This window comes from Aliivibrio salmonicida LFI1238 (assembly GCF_000196495.1).
GTDB lineage: Bacteria > Pseudomonadota > Gammaproteobacteria > Enterobacterales > Vibrionaceae > Aliivibrio > Aliivibrio salmonicida.
Genome location: NC_011312.1, coordinates 2598416 through 2618663 on the forward strand (window position 1 = coordinate 2598416; position 20248 = coordinate 2618663).

At 39.1% G+C, this 20248-nt stretch carries 18 protein-coding genes; 8 read left to right on the forward strand and 10 right to left on the reverse strand.

The window, feature by feature from the left end:
• The first annotated feature begins 11 nt into the window (after positions 1–11).
• The 4 genes from map to VSAL_RS12705 all read left to right on the forward strand — a co-directional run bounded on the left by map (position 12) and on the right by VSAL_RS12705 (position 5195).
• Positions 12–839: a type I methionyl aminopeptidase gene (map, locus tag VSAL_RS12690; protein ID WP_012550916.1), complete on the forward strand. Its 828-nt coding sequence runs from the start codon at positions 12–14 to the stop codon at positions 837–839.
• A 223-nt stretch (positions 840–1062) separates the two neighbouring features.
• Positions 1063–3684, forward strand: a complete 2622-nt coding sequence (glnD, locus tag VSAL_RS12695; protein ID WP_044583489.1) for a bifunctional uridylyltransferase/uridylyl-removing protein GlnD — start codon at positions 1063–1065, stop codon at positions 3682–3684.
• Positions 3685–3777: 93 nt separating this feature from the next.
• A complete protein-coding gene (locus VSAL_RS12700) occupies positions 3778–4659 on the forward strand; it encodes an IS982-like element ISVsa6 family transposase (protein ID WP_012548944.1) in 882 nt (293 codons plus the stop codon).
• A gap of 155 nt (positions 4660–4814) precedes the next feature.
• The gene (locus tag VSAL_RS12705) at positions 4815–5195 is read left to right on the forward strand and encodes a DUF3461 family protein (RefSeq protein WP_012550918.1); all 381 of its coding nucleotides are present in this window, start codon (positions 4815–4817) and stop codon (positions 5193–5195) included.
• Positions 5196–5268: 73 nt separating this feature from the next.
• Here the strand turns inward: VSAL_RS12705 and secF are convergent, their stop codons facing one another.
• From secF to queA, 5 genes are all read right to left on the reverse strand, one after another.
• The gene (gene secF / locus VSAL_RS12710; protein ID WP_012550919.1) at positions 5269–6219 is read right to left on the reverse strand and encodes a protein translocase subunit SecF; all 951 of its coding nucleotides are present in this window, start codon (positions 6217–6219) and stop codon (positions 5269–5271) included.
• Between the two features lie 13 nt (positions 6220–6232).
• Positions 6233–8089: a protein translocase subunit SecD gene (secD, locus tag VSAL_RS12715; protein ID WP_012550920.1), complete on the reverse strand. Its 1857-nt coding sequence runs from the start codon at positions 8087–8089 to the stop codon at positions 6233–6235.
• Between the two features lie 53 nt (positions 8090–8142).
• Entirely contained in the window at positions 8143–8475 is a 333-nt protein-coding gene (gene yajC / locus VSAL_RS12720; protein WP_012550921.1) for a preprotein translocase subunit YajC, read from the reverse strand.
• Between the two features lie 93 nt (positions 8476–8568).
• Positions 8569–9696, reverse strand: coding sequence for a tRNA guanosine(34) transglycosylase Tgt (tgt, locus tag VSAL_RS12725; RefSeq protein WP_012550922.1), 1128 nt, complete (start codon positions 9694–9696; stop codon positions 8569–8571).
• 192 nt (positions 9697–9888) lie between these two features.
• The gene (queA, locus tag VSAL_RS12730; RefSeq protein ID WP_012550923.1) at positions 9889–10941 is read right to left on the reverse strand and encodes a tRNA preQ1(34) S-adenosylmethionine ribosyltransferase-isomerase QueA; all 1053 of its coding nucleotides are present in this window, start codon (positions 10939–10941) and stop codon (positions 9889–9891) included.
• A 242-nt stretch (positions 10942–11183) separates the two neighbouring features.
• Here queA and VSAL_RS12735 point away from each other — a divergent pair, with 242 nt between their 5' ends.
• Positions 11184–11627 carry a CBS domain-containing protein gene (locus VSAL_RS12735; RefSeq protein WP_012550924.1) on the forward strand — a complete coding sequence of 148 codons (444 nt, stop codon included), beginning with the start codon at positions 11184–11186 and terminating at the stop codon, positions 11625–11627.
• 96 nt (positions 11628–11723) lie between these two features.
• Here the strand turns inward: VSAL_RS12735 and aceA are convergent, their stop codons facing one another.
• The 3 genes from aceA to VSAL_RS12750 form a co-directional block, all read right to left on the reverse strand.
• Positions 11724–13052, reverse strand: a complete 1329-nt coding sequence (aceA, locus tag VSAL_RS12740; protein ID WP_012550925.1) for an isocitrate lyase — start codon at positions 13050–13052, stop codon at positions 11724–11726.
• 14 nt (positions 13053–13066) lie between these two features.
• Positions 13067–14671: a malate synthase A gene (gene aceB / locus VSAL_RS12745; protein ID WP_012550926.1), complete on the reverse strand. Its 1605-nt coding sequence runs from the start codon at positions 14669–14671 to the stop codon at positions 13067–13069.
• 585 nt (positions 14672–15256) lie between these two features.
• Complete coding sequence (locus tag VSAL_RS12750; protein ID WP_012550927.1) at positions 15257–16156, reverse strand: hydrogen peroxide-inducible genes activator; 900 nt, start codon at positions 16154–16156, stop codon at positions 15257–15259.
• A 148-nt stretch (positions 16157–16304) separates the two neighbouring features.
• Between VSAL_RS12750 and VSAL_RS12755 the strand changes: the two genes are divergently transcribed.
• Entirely contained in the window at positions 16305–16913 is a 609-nt protein-coding gene (locus tag VSAL_RS12755; protein ID WP_012550928.1) for a peroxiredoxin C, read from the forward strand.
• Between the two features lie 266 nt (positions 16914–17179).
• A complete protein-coding gene (locus VSAL_RS12760) occupies positions 17180–17923 on the forward strand; it encodes a copper homeostasis protein CutC (RefSeq protein WP_012550929.1) in 744 nt (247 codons plus the stop codon).
• A gap of 66 nt (positions 17924–17989) precedes the next feature.
• Here VSAL_RS12760 and VSAL_RS12765 read toward each other — a convergent pair whose 3' ends face one another.
• Positions 17990–18355: a NirD/YgiW/YdeI family stress tolerance protein gene (locus VSAL_RS12765; protein ID WP_012550930.1), complete on the reverse strand. Its 366-nt coding sequence runs from the start codon at positions 18353–18355 to the stop codon at positions 17990–17992.
• 44 nt (positions 18356–18399) lie between these two features.
• Positions 18400–19029 carry an AcfA family outer membrane beta-barrel protein gene (locus VSAL_RS12770; RefSeq protein WP_012550931.1) on the reverse strand — a complete coding sequence of 210 codons (630 nt, stop codon included), beginning with the start codon at positions 19027–19029 and terminating at the stop codon, positions 18400–18402.
• Positions 19030–19317: 288 nt separating this feature from the next.
• Between VSAL_RS12770 and VSAL_RS12775 the strand changes: the two genes are divergently transcribed.
• Positions 19318–20244 (forward strand): LysR family transcriptional regulator, encoded by a 927-nt coding sequence (locus VSAL_RS12775; protein WP_012550932.1) that lies wholly within the window; start codon positions 19318–19320, stop codon positions 20242–20244.
• Positions 20245–20248 lie beyond the last annotated feature (4 nt).

Genomic DNA, 20248 nt, shown 5'->3' on the forward strand with positions numbered 1-20248 from the left:
GAGAAAAGCTCATGTCAGTAAATATTAAAAACGCAGAAGAAATTGAAAAAATGCGCGTTGCCGGCCGATTAGCCGCCGAAGTACTTGAAATGATTGAACCCTTTATAAAGGTTGGGGTTACAACAGAAGAACTTGATCAAATTTGCCATAAGCACATTACTGAAGTCCAAGGCGCAATACCGGCACCTTTAAACTATCATGGTTTTCCTAAGTCTATCTGTACTTCAATTAATCACATTGTTTGTCACGGTATTCCAGCGACGGAAGACGAAGTCTATAACGGTTTCGTAAAACCAGCGATTTTAAAAAATGGCGATATTATTAACCTTGATATTACCGTGATCAAAGATGGCTACCATGGCGATACTTCAAAAATGTTCTTGGTTGGCGATGTAAGCCCAATGGACAAGCGTTTATGTTTAATCGCACAAGAAAGCTTGTATATCGCAATGAAAAAAGTAAAACCTGGTATTAAATTAGGTGAAATTGGTACTGCGATTCAAAAATACATTAAAGGCGCAACACCTAAATGTTCAATTGTTCGTGATTATTGCGGCCATGGCATTGGTTCTCAATTCCACGAAGAACCACAAGTGGTTCATTACAAAAATAATGACCGTACTATGCTAAAAGCTGGCATGACGTTTACGATTGAACCAATGATTAATGCTGGTAAATTTGGTTGTCTTCAAGACGATAACGATGGTTGGACGGTGTATACTGGTGACGGTAAAAACACAGCACAATGGGAGCATACAATATTAGTAACCGAAACGGGTTGTGAAGTGCTTACCCTTCGTGCGGAAGAAACAATTCCTCGTCATATGAACAACAAATAATCATTAAATAAACAGAAGGCCTCGGTCTTCTGTTTTCATACAAAACTCATTAATAATGATGTTTTATTTATTATACTTAAAAGTACGTCAGAAATTGTGATAGCGTTTTTTCTAATTTACATCGACTCTCGTAATAGAAAAACCAACATAATAATTAAGACTCTACATCTAAGTATAAATAAGTAAGTAATTAATGCGATTGTCAATATCAGCAGGGATTGCTATGAATCACATCTCTCCTCTTTTATTTAATAACGAAGACATCTCCCTCATTGAGTTAAAACAACAATTACGTTTTTTCTCAGATTATCAAATTCATAAATTTCATCAACATACTCCAGTGTCAGAGTTAGTACTCCAACGAGCTCAATATTTTGATCAATTACTTACTCGTCTCTGGCTATTTTTTGAATTCGATTCCCAGCCAGAAGTATCACTCATTGCTGTTGGCGGTTATGGGCGTAATGAACTCCACCCTCTTTCTGATATTGATATTTTAATTTTAACAAACCCCCATATTGATGAGACATTTCAGCGTAAAGTCAGTGATTTCGTCACCTTACTTTGGGATTTAAAACTTGAAGTAGGACACAGCGTTCGTAATTTAGCGGAATGCATTGCCATCGGAAAAGACGATTTAACTGTCGCAACAAATTTACAAGAAGCCCGCTATATTTGTGGGGATGAAGAATACGCACATAAACTTAAATTAAATATTCATTCCGATAGCTTTTGGCCGAGTGAATCTTTTTATCAAGCAAAAATAAATGAACAAAAAAGACGTCACTCTCGCTATCACGATACAACCTACAACCTAGAACCCGATATCAAATCAAGCCCTGGTGGACTGCGTGATATTCATACTTTAAGTTGGATCGCTCGACGTCATTTTGGAGCCACCTCACTGCTAGAAATGAGCCAAGCTGGCTTTCTAACAGATGCAGAGTATAGAGAATTAGTTGAATGCCAAGAGTTCTTATGGCGAATTCGATTTGCGCTCCATATCGAGTTAAAACGCTACGACAATCGCCTCACATTTGGACATCAGCCTCAAGTTGCTGAGCATTTAGGATTTCTAGGTGAGGGAAATCGCGGTGTAGAGCGAATGATGAAAGAATTTTATCGAACACTACGCCGTGTCGCTGAACTCAATAGCATGCTGTTGAAGATTTTTGATCAAGCAATTATCAATCAGGGCGAGCAAGAGAAAGCCATTATTATTAATGATGATTTTCAACGTCGTGGTCGTTTAATCGAAGCAAGAAAACCCGCCTTATTTCAAGCAAGACCCGATACCATCTTAGATATGTTTTTGCTCATAGCAAATGACTCTACGATTGAAGGGGTTTCACCACCAACAATGCGTCAATTGCGCACTGCTCGCCGTCGATTAAATCGTTTTTTATGTGAAATCCCCGAAGCAAGAAATAAGTTTATGACGCTAACTCAACACCCTAACGCGCTTCATAATGCCTTTAGTGTCATGCATCGATTAGGCGTACTTTCTGCTTACTTGCCGCAATGGATCCAGATTGTAGGTCAAATGCAGTTTGACCTTTTTCATGCTTATACTGTGGACGAACACAGCATTCGATTATTAAAACACATCAATAAATTTTCGGATCCTGAAAATAGAGAAAAGCACCCTATTTGTTGTGAGGTTTACCCTAAGATCAATAAAAAAGAGTTATTACTTATTGCTGCAATTTTCCATGATATAGCGAAAGGCCGCGGTGGTGATCACTCTAAATTAGGATCCGTTGATGCTTATGATTTTTGTATTGAACATGGTTTATCAAAGCCAGAAGCCAATCTTGTCTCTTGGTTAGTAAAAAGCCACTTACTCATGTCAGTAACGGCACAACGAAGAGATATTTATGATCCTGATGTCATTACTGAATTCGCACAACAAGTTCGTGATGAAGAACGACTCGATTATTTAGTCTGCTTAACCGTTGCTGACATTTGTGCAACCAACCCTGACTTATGGAATGGCTGGAAACGCTCTCTCATTGCCGATTTGTACAATGCCACCCAACGAGCATTACGTCGTGGTTTAGAGAACCCACCCGACCTTCGAGATCGTATACGTCATAATCAACATCTTGCCTCAGCACAATTACGAAGTGATGGATTTAATCAGGGCGAGATAGATCGCCTATGGCGTCGCTTTAAAGCCGATTATTTTTTAAGACACACTCAACAACAAATTGCTTGGCATACCAGTAATCTTTTGCAGCATAACGACATAGAAAAATCACTCATTCTGATTAGTAAAAATGCGACAAGAGGCGGGACTGAAATTTTCGTGTACAGTAAAGATCAAGCTCATCTTTTTGCTACCGTCGCCGCTGAACTCGATCGACGAAGTATTACGATTTATGATGCTCAAATCATGTCGAGTAAAGATGGGTACGCGCTTGATACTTTTATTGTACTTGACCAAAATGATGACCCGATTGATGAAGAGCGACAACAGCTATTAATTGATCAACTTTATGCTGTAGAGCTCGAAACTCAAGATACGCATATAAGAACTCGCCGTCCACCACGTCAATTGCAACATTTTACCGTAAAAACTCGCATGGAGTTCCTTCCAACAAAAACAGGGAAACGAACGTTAATGGAGTTTGTCGCTTTAGATACTCCGGGGTTACTCGCCACTGTCGGGGCTACTTTTGCACGCTTAGGTGTTAACCTCCATGCAGCAAAAATAACGACCATTGGAGAAAGAGCAGAAGATTTATTTATTCTAACCTCTGAAACGGGTGGACGACTTGACGATGAAAAACAAGCGGAACTAAAAATAGCGCTAATCAAAAATGTAGATGAATTGATTAATTAACCTGAATTCTGGATAAGGCTGAACTAATTGCCCACCTAACGATCAGATCTTTCGACCAAGAATTATTTGAACGTATTTTAAAAGGTGGGCAAGATGAATAAATTAGTTGATATATTTTGTGATGTCGATGATTTTTGTTATCAATTCTTATCTCAATGGGAAAAATACCTTGTTGAGGCTAGTGAGAGAAAAAGAAAACGTCAGTCAGTAATGTCTACTAGTGAATGTATGACTATTGTCATCGCTTTTCATCAATCAAATCATAGAGATTTCAAGAACTTCTATATCGGGTTAGTTCATCAATATTGGAAAGGATACTTTCCAAATTTACTTAGCTACACTCGATTTGTGAGCAAAATGCCTAGCCTAATCGCCCCAATGTGTGCCTATTTTCAATCTATCAAAGGTAAGCCGACTGGCATTGCTTTTGTTGACTCCACGAGTCTTAAAGTATGCCATAACATTCGAATTCCTCGCCATAAAGTCTTTGATGGTGTTGCGAAAAGAGGAAAAGGTACCATGGGATGGTTTTTCGGCTTCAAACTTCATTTATTGATTAACCATCTTGGAGAAATTATTTCGCTGAAAATCACAGCTGGCAATGTAAATGATAGGACTCCTGTACCTGATTTATGCAAAGAACTCTCGGGGAAATTGTACGCTGATAAAGGGTACATAGGTAAAAAGTTGAGTGAGAGCTTAAAGAACTCTGATGTCGATTTAGTGACTACCTCGCGAAAAAACATGAAAGCAAAAGAGATAAGTGCTTTTGATAAGGCTATGTTATCAAAGAGATACATTATCGAAACGATAAATGACCAATTGAAGAATATCTCTCAAATTGAACATAGCCGTCATCGTAGCGTGACTGGTTTCATGCTAAATGTAATTTCAGGCGTTGTGGCTTATTGTTTAAAAAAACAAAAGCCACGAATTAAGCTATCAGAATGTGAATTTGAACTAATCCTCGCTTAAAGCATGTTTTATCCAGAATTCAGGTTAATTAATATTTTTCTGTGGGATACCTTCAACTAAACGGATCTATCCCACAAGTTTACTGAACACTGTTTGTCATCTCTTCTATCTTAGATAAAGATTGAAGCGACAACATAATAATAATGGAGTAAACCATGTACCCACATTTAGTTAGCCTTGGAATTTCAGAACCTGAAAAAATTGAACGCTATTCTTTACGTCAAGAAGCGCACAAAGACGTCTTAAAGATTTATTTTTCGAAGCAAAAAGGGGAATTATTCGCAAAAAGCGTAAAGTTTAAATACCCTCGCCAAGTGAAAAATGTCTTAGTCGATGGTGGCAGTCACCGTTATAAAGAAACGACTGAAATTAATCGTAATCTTATCCTCATTATTGATGAGTTAAATAAAATTACACGTCCAGAAAAAACAACACCCGCGGATGTGAAGAAAAAAATCCTTAATGATCTTCGTCATTTAGAAAAAGTCGTTGCGAGTAAGATTGAAGAAATAGAAAGAGATCTCGATAAACTGTAAAATTCATTTATACAAATAAAAAAATGGACCAATTACGGTCCATTTTTTATGAGCAGAATATTAAAATTACCGATTAAGGCATTTCTTCAAATTCTTCCTCACCTTCTTTATCGATAGGTGTTGGCATTAGATGTTCGCGTGTAATACCTAATTTGAGAGCCAATGCAGAAGCTACGTAGATAGAAGAATACGTACCAACCGTAATACCTAATAGTAATGCCAGAGCAAAACCATGGATCATTGCTCCGCCTTGAACAAACAATGCGATAACCACAAACAAAGTCGTTGCTGATGTAATCAACGTACGGCTTAACGTTTGAGTAATGGAATCATTCATTATTTCTTCAGGAGCACCTTTACGCATTTTTAAGAAGTTTTCACGGATCCGATCAAATACAACAATGGTATCATTCAAGGAATACCCCACAACGGTTAATAGTGCCGCGATAATCGTTAAATCGACTTCAATTTGTAAGAATGAGAAAATACCTAGCGTGATAATTATATCGTGGGCCAATGCTAATACAGCACCCGCAGCTAAACGCCACTGGAAACGAATCGACACATAAGCCAAGATGCATAACAAAGACACAAGGATAGCTAAACCACCCGACTCCGCTAATTCTCCCCCTACATTTGGGCCGACAAACTCAATACGACGCATCTCAACTTGATCGCCCGTACCTTCTTTAATCGCACTAATGATTTGATTACCTAATTGCTCTCCTTTCATGCCTTCTCGAGGTTGAAGACGAACAATTACATCACGTGCTGTACCAAAGTTTTGTACCGTCGCATCACCAAAGCCTTTTGCTTGTAGCGCGCCACGAATATCTTCTAACTGAGCTGGCTGTTCAAAACCGACTTCAATTAACGTTCCGCCCGTAAAATCTAGCCCCCAATTCAACCACTTTGTTGATAGCGTAGCAATTGACGCTACAATCATCAGCATGGAGAAGAAAAAGGCAGGCTTAGACCAACGCATAAAGTCGATCGTTTTCTCTGCTTTCATTATTTGAAACATGACAAATATTCCCTTAGATCGACAGTTTGTCTACGCGCTTACCGCCGTAAACTAAGTTAATAACACAACGAGTACCGACGATAGCCGTAAACATTGAAGTCAAAATACCAATTGATAGCGTTACTGCAAAGCCTTTGATCGCACCAGTACCTACAGCAAATAAGATAATCGCTGTAATTAATGTCGTGATGTTTGCATCAGCAATCGTACTGAATGCGTTTGCATAACCTTGATGAATCGCTTGTTGCGGATTACGTCCATCTCTTAACTCTTCACGAATACGTTCAAAGATAAGTACGTTTGCATCCACGGCCATACCAACAGTTAATACAATACCGGCAATACCAGGAAGCGTCATTGTCGCTCCAGGGATCATCGACATAACACCAATGATAAGTACCAAGTTAGCGGCAAGCGCTAAGTTAGCAACCAAACCAAAGCCACGATAATAAATTAGAGTAAATAGCATTACGGCTACCATACCCCAAATACACGCTTGAACACCCATATCAATATTCTGCTGACCCATTGATGGACCAATCGTGCGTTCTTCAACAATCGAGATTGGCGCAATTAGTGCACCAGCACGAAGAAGAAGTGCTAAGTTATGAGCTTCAGCTTGAGAATCAATACCCGTAATACGGAAACTACGACCAAGAGCTGATTGAATCGTTGCTTGGTTAATCACTTCTTCTGTCTTAGCAAGAATAACGCGACCTTCAGGCGTGCGACGACCGCTGTCTTTATACTCTGTAAATACGGTTGCCATTAGCTTACCGATATTTTTACGAGAGAACGCCGTCATCTTACTGCCACCTTCACTGTCTAGTGAGATGTTAACTTGAGGACGACCATATTCATCAGCACTTGAACTTGCATCTGTAATGCTCGCTCCACCAAGAATAATACGTTTCTTAAGAACAACAGGACGACCATTTCGATCTTCTTTTATTTCGCTTCCTGCCGGTGCTCGGCCATTAGCTGCAGCCGACAAATCCGCTTTGTCATCCACTTCGCGGAACTCAAGTGTCGCCGTTGCACCTAAAATTTCTTTTGCACGAGCGGTGTCTTGAACACCGGGTAATTCAACCACAATTCGGCTTGCACCTTGACGTTGAACTAATGGTTCAGCAACACCAAGTTCATTAACACGATTACGGATAATCGTGATATTTTGCTCAACCGCATAATTACGGATCTCTTGTAAACGCTGATCAGTAAAACTTGCTATTAATTTAAATTGGCCATTTGATTCCGAATCAACAAACGTCATATCACGATGCGCATCTGATAATACATTCTTGGCTTCTTCTAGTTGCTCTGCATTACGAAGAACAACTTCAACACTTTCTTTACCTGAACTGCGAATAGCACGATAACGGATCTTCGCTTCTCGTAAATCAGTACGGAAAGATTCTTCTTGCTGGCCGACAAGTTTGCTCATTGCGGCATCCATATCCACTTCCATTAAGAAGTGAACACCACCACGTAAATCTAAGCCTAACTTCATTGGTTTAGCACCAATGGACGTTAACCAATCAGGCGTTAGTGCAGCAAGGTTTAACGCCACTACGTAATATTTACCTAATGACTGGCTAATAATATCTCTGGCACTGATCTGAGAGTCAGTATCTTTAAAGCGAACAAGAACACTGCCATTTTCGAATGCAATAGACTTATAAGCGATGTTATTGTTTTTTAAATTTTCAGCAACGACATCCAGCGTAGAGGTTTGAACCTCAGCACCACGACTACCCGTGATTTGAACGGCTGGATCTTCACCATAAAGGTTTGGAAGCGCATACAGAGCGGCGATAAGTAGTACAGAAACTACCATCAAATACTTCCATAAAGGGAAACGGTTTAACACAGCGATGTCCTTAACGAAAAATACCCTCTAACCGAAGTTAGAGGGTACAGTTTTTATAGTGATTTCAGAGTGCCCTTTGGCAGAACCGCTGAAACAAAATCTTTCTTAATGGTTACTTCATTATTTGCGTTAAGCTCAATAACAATGTAATCATTTTCGTCAGATGCTTTCGTAATTTTACCTACTAGGCCACCTGCGGTAAGGACTTCATCACCTTTGCCCATAGAAGACATTAGGTTTTTGTGTTCTTTTTGACGTTTCGCTTGTGGGCGATAAATCATAAAGTAGAAGATAACAGCAAACATACCAAGCATGATAAACATTTGCATGCCACCGCCTTGCGCTCCTGCTTCACCAGCTGCATGAGCTTGAGAGAAAAAATTCATTTAATAACGTCCTCGTATCTAGTTTCTAATTTCCGGTTTCTAAAATGTGACCATACACATATCCCTATGGATATATGGGTGATTACTCTGCTTTTAAAGGTCTTTTAATGGCGGAACTTCACGGTCACGGCGTGCATAGAACTCTTCTACAAACTGCTCGAAACGATCTTCTTCCAAGGCCTTACGGATGCTCGCCATAATACGTTGGTAATAACGTAAGTTATGAATCGTATTTAAACGTGCACCTAAAATTTCATTACAGCGATCTAAATGATGTAAATAAGATTTACTGTAGTTCTGACAAGTATAACAATCACATTCAGGATCCAGTGGTGTTGTATCTACTTTATGTTTCGCATTACGAATCTTAACGATACCGCCAGTCACAAATAAGTGACCATTACGAGCATTACGCGTTGGCATAACACAGTCAAACATATCAATACCGCGACGAACGCCTTCAACCAAATCTTCTGGTTTACCAACCCCCATTAGGTATCGTGGCTTATCTTCAGGTAGTAGTGGGCACGTATGCTCTAAAATGCGGTGCATGTCTTCTTTTGGCTCGCCTACTGCTAGACCACCAACAGCATAACCATCAAAACCAATTTTCGTTAGTGCTTCAACAGAAACATCACGTAAATCTTCGTATACACCACCTTGAACGATACCAAATAATGCATTCGGGTTTTCTTGGCGATCAAACTCATTACGGCTGCGATCAGCCCAACGAATTGAACGTTCCATTGAAATACGAGCTTCATCGTGCGTTGCTGGGTATGGCGTACATTCATCAAAAATCATGACAACGTCAGAACCAAGATCATATTGGATTTGCATTGATTTCTCTGCATCCATGAAGATCTTATCACCGTTTACAGGGCTACGGAAATGCACGCCCTCTTCTGTGATTTTACGTGTTTTACCAAGGCTAAATACTTGGAAACCACCTGAATCGGTTAAAATAGGACCTTTCCAATTCATGAAATCATGCAAGTCACCATGCAATTTCATGATTTCTTGACCAGGACGCAACCATAAATGGAATGTGTTACCTAGTAAGATTTCTGCACCTGTATCTTTTACTTCTTCAGGAGTCATACCTTTAACAGTACCGTAAGTACCAACAGGCATAAACGCAGGAGTTTCAACCGTACCACGGTCGAATTGCAGTTGGCCACGACGTGCGCGGCCTTGTTTTTTGATCAGTTCGTATTTCACGAAACCTCCAATAAGCCAGAGAAACAATCTGACGACTTGTTTATTTTGCATTGATTAAGACATTTAATAAATGCACCTCTAGCTACTCTTTTCACTGAAAGGAGTAGTCTAGCTGAAAACGTCCTGTTTTCCTTATTTCACTGGCTCCGTGAGTGAAGTTTGAATTAAGAATGAGCACTAACTCACTTTTTACTACGACGTCTTCTTCGTAATAAACATCGCATCACCGTAACTAAAGAAACGGTATTGATGATTTACGGCTTGATCGTACGCTTTCATTGTATTGTCATATCCTGCAAAAGCACTGACTAACATGATTAATGTCGACTCTGGCAGGTGAAAGTTTGTCACCAATGCGTCAACGACTTGAAATTCATACCCTGGGTAAATAAATATTTCAGTATCATCAAAAAATGGCGCTAACTCCGTCCCTTGTTTTAAAGCGTGTTGTGCTGCACTTTCTAAAGAACGAACCGATGTCGTCCCAACAGAAATAACGCGACCTCCACGAGCCTTCGTGGCTTTAATTGCATCAACGACTTCTTGAGATACTTCGGCATATTCAGAATGCATATGGTGATCTAAAATATTATCAACCCGTACTGGTTGAAAGGTTCCAGCGCCAACATGAAGGGTGACGTAAGCAAATTCGACCCCTTTTGCTTTCATCTTTTCTAAAATGTCTGTATCAAAGTGTAAACCAGCAGTTGGAGCAGCGACCGCTCCCGGTTTTTCATTGTAAACCGTTTGATAACGTTCTTTATCCGCATCTTCATCAGGACGATCAATATAAGGTGGTAATGGCATATGGCCAATTTCATCCAAAATATCCAATACTTTCTTTTCTGAAGTAAAACGAATTTCAAATAATGTATCGTGACGTGCAACCATCTCTGCTTCGTATTCTTGGTTCTCACCTAACCACAGTTGATTTCCTGGTTTTGGTGATTTTGAACAACGAACATGAGCCAACACAGAATGATCATCAAGAACGCGCTCAACTAACACTTCCAGTTTACCGCCAGAGGCTTTAACACCAAACATACGAGCAGGAATAACACGCGTATTATTAAATACAACAAGATCACCATGCTGTACTAAATCAAGCACATCAGTAAACTGACCATCATGCAATTCACCACTATTACCGTTTAAATGTAATAGGCGACTTGCGGTACGCTCTGGTTGAGGATAACGCGCAATAAGTTCATCAGGTAATTCAAAATGGAAATCGGATACTTGCATGGTTTACTTCTTCATCAAAAATGGCAGACAGAGTAGTATATTCACGCGAAGAGCAATAGCAAGAGGTGAAGGTATATACCTCTCATTTTTTCCTAAAATATGCACTTTAGAGAAGGAAGTTGACCTTAAACAGAGAAAGTTTAATCACAATATAAAACTCTTCAAATCCTAGGCTAGCTCTCACTTTTTTATTTCTCCTGCTTCTATATTTAGAAGAAGCACGTAAATAACAGGAGCACGCTATGTTTACCGTTAACGATATGATGACAACACATCCTCATACCCTGCTTCGTTCAAATTCATTAGAAGATGCTAAAACACTAATGGATGAACATTGTATTAGGCACATACCGATTATAGAAACGGATGACACATTGATTGGATTAGTCACACAACGAGACTTATTGGCAGCTCAAGAGTCTTGCCTAGAAAAACCAACATTTGAAGAAATATCAACGTTAGATATCCCATTAAACTCAATCATGCACAAAAATGTCATGAGTATTTCTCCACATGGGGGATTAAAAGCAGCTGCAGTATTCATGCAAAAACACAAAGTAGGTTGCCTGCCAGTGGTTGAACATGGCAAATTGGTGGGCATAATCACAGATTCTGATTTTGTTACGATTGCGATTAATTTATTGGAATTACAAGAAGAAGTGGATCCGATGGAAATTGATGAATAAAAAAGATAAGGGAGACTCCATTCTCCCTCAAACGTGGTAATACGCTTATCTCTTATTATGTATACCGCAAAAAATGTTATGGGGTTCTATCTAGGTTTAGGCATTCGTTTTAAACTGCTCTTCTTCCGTTGAGCCCGTTAATGCGGTCACTGATGAATTACCGCCTTGAATCGTGTTTGTCATCTTATCGAAGTACCCAGTACCTACTTCTTGCTGATGCGCGACAAACGTATAGCCCTTAGACGCAGATTCAAATTCTTTACGCTGAACCATTTCAACATAATGACGCATGCCTTCACCCTGAGCATAAGAATGCGCTAATTCAAACATGTTGAACCACATGCTATGAATGCCAGCAAGTGTTATGAATTGGTATTTGTATCCCATATCAGCCAGTTCTTGTTGGAACTTCGCAATCGTTTCTGAATCAAGATTTTTCTCCCAGTTAAACGATGGCGAACAGTTATACGCTAATAATTGGTCTGGATATTCGGCATGAATCGCTTCAGCAAATTTACGCGCTTCTTCTAAACATGGCGTTGCTGTTTCACACCACACTAAATCAGCATAAGGAGAATAAGCAAGACCACGAGAAATTGCCTGATCAATCCCTGCCGTTACTTTATAGAACCCTTCAGCAGTACGTTCACCTTCAATAAACTCTTGATCATAAGCATCGCAATCTGAGGTTAACAAATCGGCGGCATTTGCATCGGTTCTTGCGATAACTAACGTTGTTGTACCTGCAACATCAGCCGCCAATCGAGCCGCCACTAATTTTTGAACCGCCTCTTGAGTTGGAACCAATACTTTGCCCCCCATATGACCACATTTTTTCACCGACGCTAACTGATCTTCAAAGTGAACGCCTGCCGCACCAGATTCAATCATATTACGCATCAATTCATAGCCATTTAGAATGCCTCCAAAACCCGCTTCTGCATCGGCAACAATGGGAAGGAAATAATCAATGCCTTCTTCTGGTGTTGTGCCTGTTGACCACTGAATTTGATCCGCTCGACGAAAAGAATTATTAATACGCTTAACTACCGAAGGTACTGAATCTACTGGATACAACGATTGATCAGGGTACATCGTTGATGCCGTATTATTATCTGCTGCCACCTGCCAACCAGAAAGATAAATTGCTTCAATCCCAGCTTTCGCTTGTTGGACCGCTTGTCCACCAGTTAACGCACCGAGGCAATTCACATACCCTTTTTTAGACGACCCATTAACGAGATCCCACAGCTTATCGGCTCCTTTTTGAGCAATCGTATTCTCTGGTGCAAAAGATCCACGAAGGTTAATTACTTCTTCCGCTGTGTATGGACGAGTTACCCCATTCCAACGAGGATTTTCAGCCCAATCTTTTTTTAACGCATCAATTTGCTGTTGGCGAGTTTGCGGTTTAAATGTAGTCATAATAGTTCCCTCTTTTATAAATAGTCATAGCCAGTGAGTGTTAAAAAGTCCGTTAGTTGATCGCTGGTGGTTAATTGCTCCATCAGTTTTGCTGCTTGAATAAATTGTCCTGAATCAAAACGTTCAGTTCCCAACTCCTCTTCTATTATTTTCATTTCTTCTAATAACATGGTTCTAAACAGATCCGCGGTCACTGTGTCACCGTTATCTAGTGTCTTTCCATGTTGTATCCATTGCCAAATAGACGTTCGTGATATTTCTGCCGTTGCGGCATCTTCCATTAATCCATAAATAGGGACGCATCCATTACCCGTTATCCACGCTTCAATGTATTGAACTGCGACTCGAATATTATGACGCATTCCCTCTTCTGTTCTTTCGCCTTCACACCGTGCTAATAGTTCTTCAGCCGTAATTGGCGCATCAGTATCTCGGCTAATGTCTAACTGGTTAGAGCGCTCACCCAATACCTTGTCAAATTCAGCTCTTGCGGTATCAGCCAGTCCCGGATGAGCAACCCAACTTCCGTCGTGTCCATTATTTGCTTCTAATGATTTATCCGTTTTAATTTTATTTAAAACCCAATCATTTTTTACCGGGTCTTTTGATGGAATAAAGGCGGCCATTCCTCCCATCGCAAATGCGGCTCTTCGGTGACAGGTTCTGATCAGTAATCGTGAATAGGCATTTAAAAACGGTTTTTCCATTGTCACCGCTTGGCGATCGGGCAATACACGGTCGGGATGATTTTTAAGTGTTTTAATGTAGCTAAAAATGTAATCCCATCGACCACAGTTCAATCCAACAATATGCTCTTTAAGGCTATATAATATTTCATCCATCTCAAACACAGCAGGCAATGTTTCAATCAATACTGTTGCTTTTATTGTGCCTTGCTTTAATCCGAATTCTCGCTCTGCAAAACTAAACACATCACTCCACCACGCGGCTTCTTGGTAAGCTTGTAATTTAGGCAGATAAAAGTAAGGACCACTGCCTTTCTTTAATGACGTTTGATAATTGTGGTAAAAATAGAGAGCAAAATCAAATAAAGCACCGGGAATAGGTACACCATTAAATAGCACATGTTTTTCAGGAAGATGTAGACCACGAACGCGACAAATCAATACAGCAGGATCTTGTTTTAGTTGGTACACCTTCCCCGTTTCTGGGTTGGTGTACTGAATCGTGCCGTTCATTGCATCTCTCAGGTTTATCTGTCCATCTAGCACAGCCTCCCAAGAAGGTGCTAATGAATCTTCAAAATCGGCCATGAATACTTTTACATTCGCATTCAATGCATTGATCACCATTTTTCTATCTGTCGGTCCAGTAATTTCAACTCTTCGGTCTTGAAGGTCAGTGGGTATCCCTTGAATCGTCCATTCAGATTCTCGAATAGAGCGCGTTTCTTGTAAAAAATCGGGCAATTGGCCTGCATCAATTTGTCTCTGACGATCCTGACGAGTATTAAGTAATTCTGGAATGCGGTGAGCAAACTTATCGACAACATGAGTAAGGAAACGTATTGCGCCAGACGTTAATATTTCTTCTCTTTGTAAGCTATTAGGAGCAATTATTGAGAGTGATTGTTCTGTGGTTGTCATGGTATCTGTCATAGTTTACGCCTCCGGCAAAATTACATTTGTAACTAAAAAACTACCTTTTAGTTTTTATGTCTCATCCTATTAAACTGTTTTTCCGTGAACTCCTATTACATTCCTTAAAGATAGATTCAATTACAACCCCTACCAAAGGCTAATAACTACTTAAAAAATCAGCAATATGTCGCTAAACCTCAGTAAGTTGAGTTATGAGTAAATGCTCTATAGAGGCAATTGTCAAAAATTAATTTTAACAATCAATCAACATTGAAAGACATTAAAGATCCAGTAAAAACGTAATAAAATTACACAAATTAAACCTGTAAAATTGAACATGTAAAATTCACACTTTTAATTACACAAATAAAACAGAGGGATAGACATAAAAAAACAAAAGAGCGACTCTTATTTAAGGGTAGGTAGAAAGAATCTGACGATATACAACAAGAAAGGGAAAGATAGACAGGTCGGATCTGTTTACGATTAAATATACAGAAATGAGAATTCGGTCACTAAAACCTCACAGTATTCAAAAGTAGAAAGGCGCTTATTTAAATGAATAAATAAACGCCTCTTGATATCAAAGTTTTGAATTAAAGATTATAAAATACCTTTAACAACCTCTGCTAGTTGATGGAAGGTTTGTAAGCGAGAAGAGCTTGGACGCCATACTAATCCAATGTCTCGAGAGGCTTCTTGACCGGGTGGTTCAACAACAACCAAGTTTTGATTATCAAGTAATCCGTGTTTTATCGCCATTTGAGGAATAAAGGTTGTCCCTAATCCATTCGCCACCATTTGCACTAACGTATGCAGACTCGTTGCAGTAAAAGGGTTGATTTTTTCTTTGCTGGTTAATTTACATGCCGAAACCGCATGCTCTGTTAAACAATGCTCTTTCTCTAATAAGAAAACAAACTCATCAGGTAATTCATCGTAACGAATAGGTGTAGAAATAGAATTCACTTGATCTTTACTGATCACCATTTTGAATGGATCAGAACCAACCACCAAACTTTCCATGCCTGAAATATCAACCGGTAACGCTAAGATAAGAACGTCTAATTGTCCCTGTCTTAATGCGGCCAATAAATTTGTTGTTGTATCTTCTCTTAATAGCAAGGTCAGTTGTGGATAGCTCTTATTCACTTCTTGTACTAAATCACACAATAAGAAAGGCGCAATCGTCGGAATACAACCAACACGAAGCTGTCCTTGCATTGCATCACCCTGACATAGAGAGCCAAGTTCGATTAAATCTTGCCCTTTAGCTAAAAGTTCGCGGCCTTGATCCACAACCTTTTCACCAATTGGAGTAAATATTAATGTTTTTTTATCACGCTCATATAATGGGCAACCAATCAGCTCTTCAAGGTTCTGTATCCCTTTACTTAATGTTGATTGACTCACAAAACATTTTTCTGCCGCCTCACCAAAATGGCGAGTTTCATGCAGAGTAATAAAGTAGTGTAACTGTTTTAATGAAGGCCACTTAGTCATCGCTTTTCTCGATTACATCAATCTATTTAATTCGCTTTTTTCAATCATACCTTTTGTACTATAGTTTGTCCTGTTGAAACAATTTATTGTATTGAAAAACAAAGCCAAACACGAAGTTTGGAAAATCTAACTTTTAGGAGATTCAAAAATGGTACTAGTAGGTCGTCAAGCACCAGACTTTACTGCTGCAGCTGTTCTAGGTAACGGCGAGATCGTTGATAGCTTCAACTTCAAAGAATTCACTAAAGGTAAGAAAGCGGTAGTATTTTTCTACCCACTAGACTTCACTTTCGTTTGTCCTTCAGAGCTAATCGCTTTTGACAACCGTCTAGCTGATTTCCAAGCTAAAGGCGCGGAAGTAATTGGTATCTCAATTGATTCACAATTCTCTCACAACGCATGGCGTAACACGGCTATCGAAGATGGCGGTATTGGTCAAGTTAAGTACCCACTAGTTGCTGACGTTAAGCACGAAATCTGTAAAGCATACGACGTTGAGCATCCAGAAGCTGGTGTTGCTTTCCGTGGTTCTTTCCTAATCGATGCTGATGGCCTTGTTCGTCATCAAGTAGTTAACGATCTTCCACTAGGTCGTAACATCGACGAAATGCTACGTATGGTAGACGCGCTAAACTTCCACGAGAAGAATGGTGAAGTTTGTCCAGCACAATGGGAAGAAGGCAAAGCAGGTATGGACGCATCTCCAAAAGGCGTTGCAGCATTCCTATCTGAACACGCTGACGACCTAAGCAAGTAATTGCTAAGATAGAGTATTTTAAATAAAGTACTCGAATGCACCTACGCTCAACGGTGCATGTGGCTAGAATATTAAAAGCGTATAAACGCAGTAGCCTAAAATCAGAAAGTTTGCCTAATACTAAAAGCCCTGAAGTTATCTTCAGGGCTTTTTCTTTATTTGAACAAATCTCTTAATCTGCTCATCAATTTTGACGTACTCTTCACACATCCAAAGTCGACTTTCCCTTACACTAAAAAATTCTCTATTATTTTGACTAAACTCTCATGCCTATCCAAATTGAAGTCTGTATCGACAACTTAGAATCTCTGCATAATGCGATAAATGGTGGTGCCGATAGAATTGAGCTTTGCTCTTCCCTTGCTCTCGGTGGTTTAACACCAAGCTTTGGTTTTATGAAAAAAGCAGCAGCGATCTCTTCTGTTCCGGTTTATGCCATGATCCGTCCTCGTCAAGGCGATTTTCTCTATGATAATGATGATATCTCCGCCATGATTGAAGACATTCATGCAGCTAAACTAGCTGGTTTACAGGGCGTTGTATTTGGGGTGCTAAAAGCAAACGGTGATATCGACATGCCGTTGTCCACTCGATTGATGAAAATAGCGAATGATAATGACTTGGGTGTGACTTTCCACCGTGCTGTAGATCAATGTTCCAATTATAAAAAAGCGATTGAGAACATTGCTGAGTTAGGTTGTGAGAGAATACTCACGTCAGGATTAGCGGCGAATGCTTATGATGGTATGACAGTATTAAATGATATGGTAAAACTGGCTAATGGCCGCTTTAAAATACTTGCAGGAGCTGGTGTCACCGCAGAAAATGCCAAAGAGATCATTGAAAAAACAGGCGTTACTGAAATTCATTTATCAGGTAAATCAACACGCCCAAGTAAAATGAAATTGATGCTAGACGGCGTAAAAATGGGGGCCGGTGATTTAGATGATTTTATTGTCCCTGTTACTGACTCTAAAAAAATCGATGCGGTAAGACAAAACATCAAATAAATACACTATAAAATAAAAAGGCCAGAGAATTATCTCTGGCCTTTTTCATCGAAAACAATCAGCTCATTATTTTGCTAGTTGAACCGTATTTACATCAACGGCTGTATGTTTCCATTCTTTATCAACTTCACCTTGAATCACTAATTTTGTTTCAGGCGTTGCTTCAATGCCATTCCAATCACGATGATCAATCTCAACAATCATCTCACCTGTTGCATCTTTAAATTGATACTCTTCGTCACCTAATGAAGCAACAATATAGCCAATTAACGTCACTGGTGTATCATCTTTTGCTTCTTTAGCAACTTGAACCGTATTCACTGTAACCGTACTTGGCCCAGTGAAACCACCTTTAACCACTTGAGTGTTTTGAGCTGCAAACGCACTTGATGATGCCAATACTAATGCACTTACTAATATAATTTTTTTCATTTTATTTATTTCCAATTTGATTAATGAATTTCTATGACTACATATTAGAAGTAGTAAGCTGAACTCAACATGAATGAAGATGAATTCGCAATATTATCTACTTGGTAGCTTGCTGATGCGCCCAATGCTAGGTTTGGGATCACCATGTATTCAATGCCTACGCTTGCGATAGCACCAAATACACTTTCTGATTTAGACGTTCCATGTTCATAATCAGAAATTGACTCTTGATCTGTTAAATCATTTTCCGTTTCTGTATACGCTGATGAATCATATTTATATTGAGTATACGTTAAACCTAGACCTATTTTTAATTGTAATTTCTCATTGAAATTATGAAAATAGACTGGTTTCAATGTAAATTGAGTCGCATCTAAATCAGCATTCCACTCGCGTTCTGTTTCTACAGGTGGAACATAAGATAATCTCTTACTATTAGAGTCATCACTCTCAAATTTCTTATAACCTAGTTCTAAACCAAACTCGTTAAAACGATAACCAACAAAACCACCAAAAGCGGAACTTGAATCATCAGGCGTTAGAGACACATTATCTGAAAAAGTCGTAGAGTAATCATGGCTCATGTTTGTTACGCCATATTCTAAGCCTACGTATGGTGCTGCGAATACGCTTGTTGAGGTTGCAGCCATTAGTAAAAACAAATACTTTTTCATTATAAATTTAATCCTATCGTTATCGTGTTGAGTTTGGTCTTAATTCGCAATATGAATACTATAAAGAAGAGATCGTGAAGAAAGTGTGAAGATTCTCTCTATTCAATTTGTATCAATTCATTAAGAATTATTAGACTCGCTCTATAGGTTTTTAAATAGCTGTAATAATTTACAGCATCTAAAAAACACATACTTTTTCATCATAAATTCAATACAATAAGAAGAGTTAACGAAGGATGCGTGAAGAGTTATTTAATAACTCAATTTATTGATAGGAAATAAGTAGATATGGCAAAAGATCTCTTTGCAACGTTAGATTTAAACTTACTAAGAACTTTTTTAATTCTCTCTCAAGAATTGAATATGCGAAAAGCTTCTGAGCGTTTATTTGTGTCTCAACCCGCAATCAGCCAAGCATTACAAAAGCTGCGTAATCATTTTGATGACGAGCTCTTTGTGAAAGTTCATCATGGCCTAAAAGCTACGCCATTTTCTGAAGAGTTAGCGGAAAGCATTCACCCTTATCTTGATGGATTATCATCGGTATTAAATACCTCAAAAAACTTTCAGCCAAGCGAGTTACAACAGACACTAAAAATAGCACTGGCTCCTCAAGTATTGACCTGCCTATCTGGTGCTTTATTTCACGAAATAAGAGAAAACGCGCCTAATGTCGACTTACAATTATTTAATTGGTCAGCATCAACCTTCAGCGATCTAACCAAAGGAAAGCTAGATATCGCGATTAATTATGAGTATGACAACGTTCCAAAAGAGCTCATTTCAAGTAACTTAATGACTATTAAAGGCTGTGTGATTGTTAGAACCGATCACCCAATAAAAAAACAAATAGCAACCCCTCATGACTTTGAAGGATATGAACTTGCCTCTTTAATTATTCCAGGTTGGAACGATAATAAAAGTCTCGCAGGTAAAGTCTTAGAAAATTTAAATATCAAACATAAAATTGGTTTTCGCTCAGAGTTACCAATGGCGTTAATTGATGTTGTTCAACATACTAATATGTATTTTCCTTCAACGTCGTTGTTTCCTACTCACCAGTACTTAGGCTTAAGGCGCATTGATCTTGCACTGGATCATATTCCTTTAAATTACCCTATTTACAGCTATTACCATCAAAGACATAAGAAAAACGCGTTGCACTCGTGGCTAAATCAACTCATTACTGATTTATTATCTGATGCCCACCACTAAATAC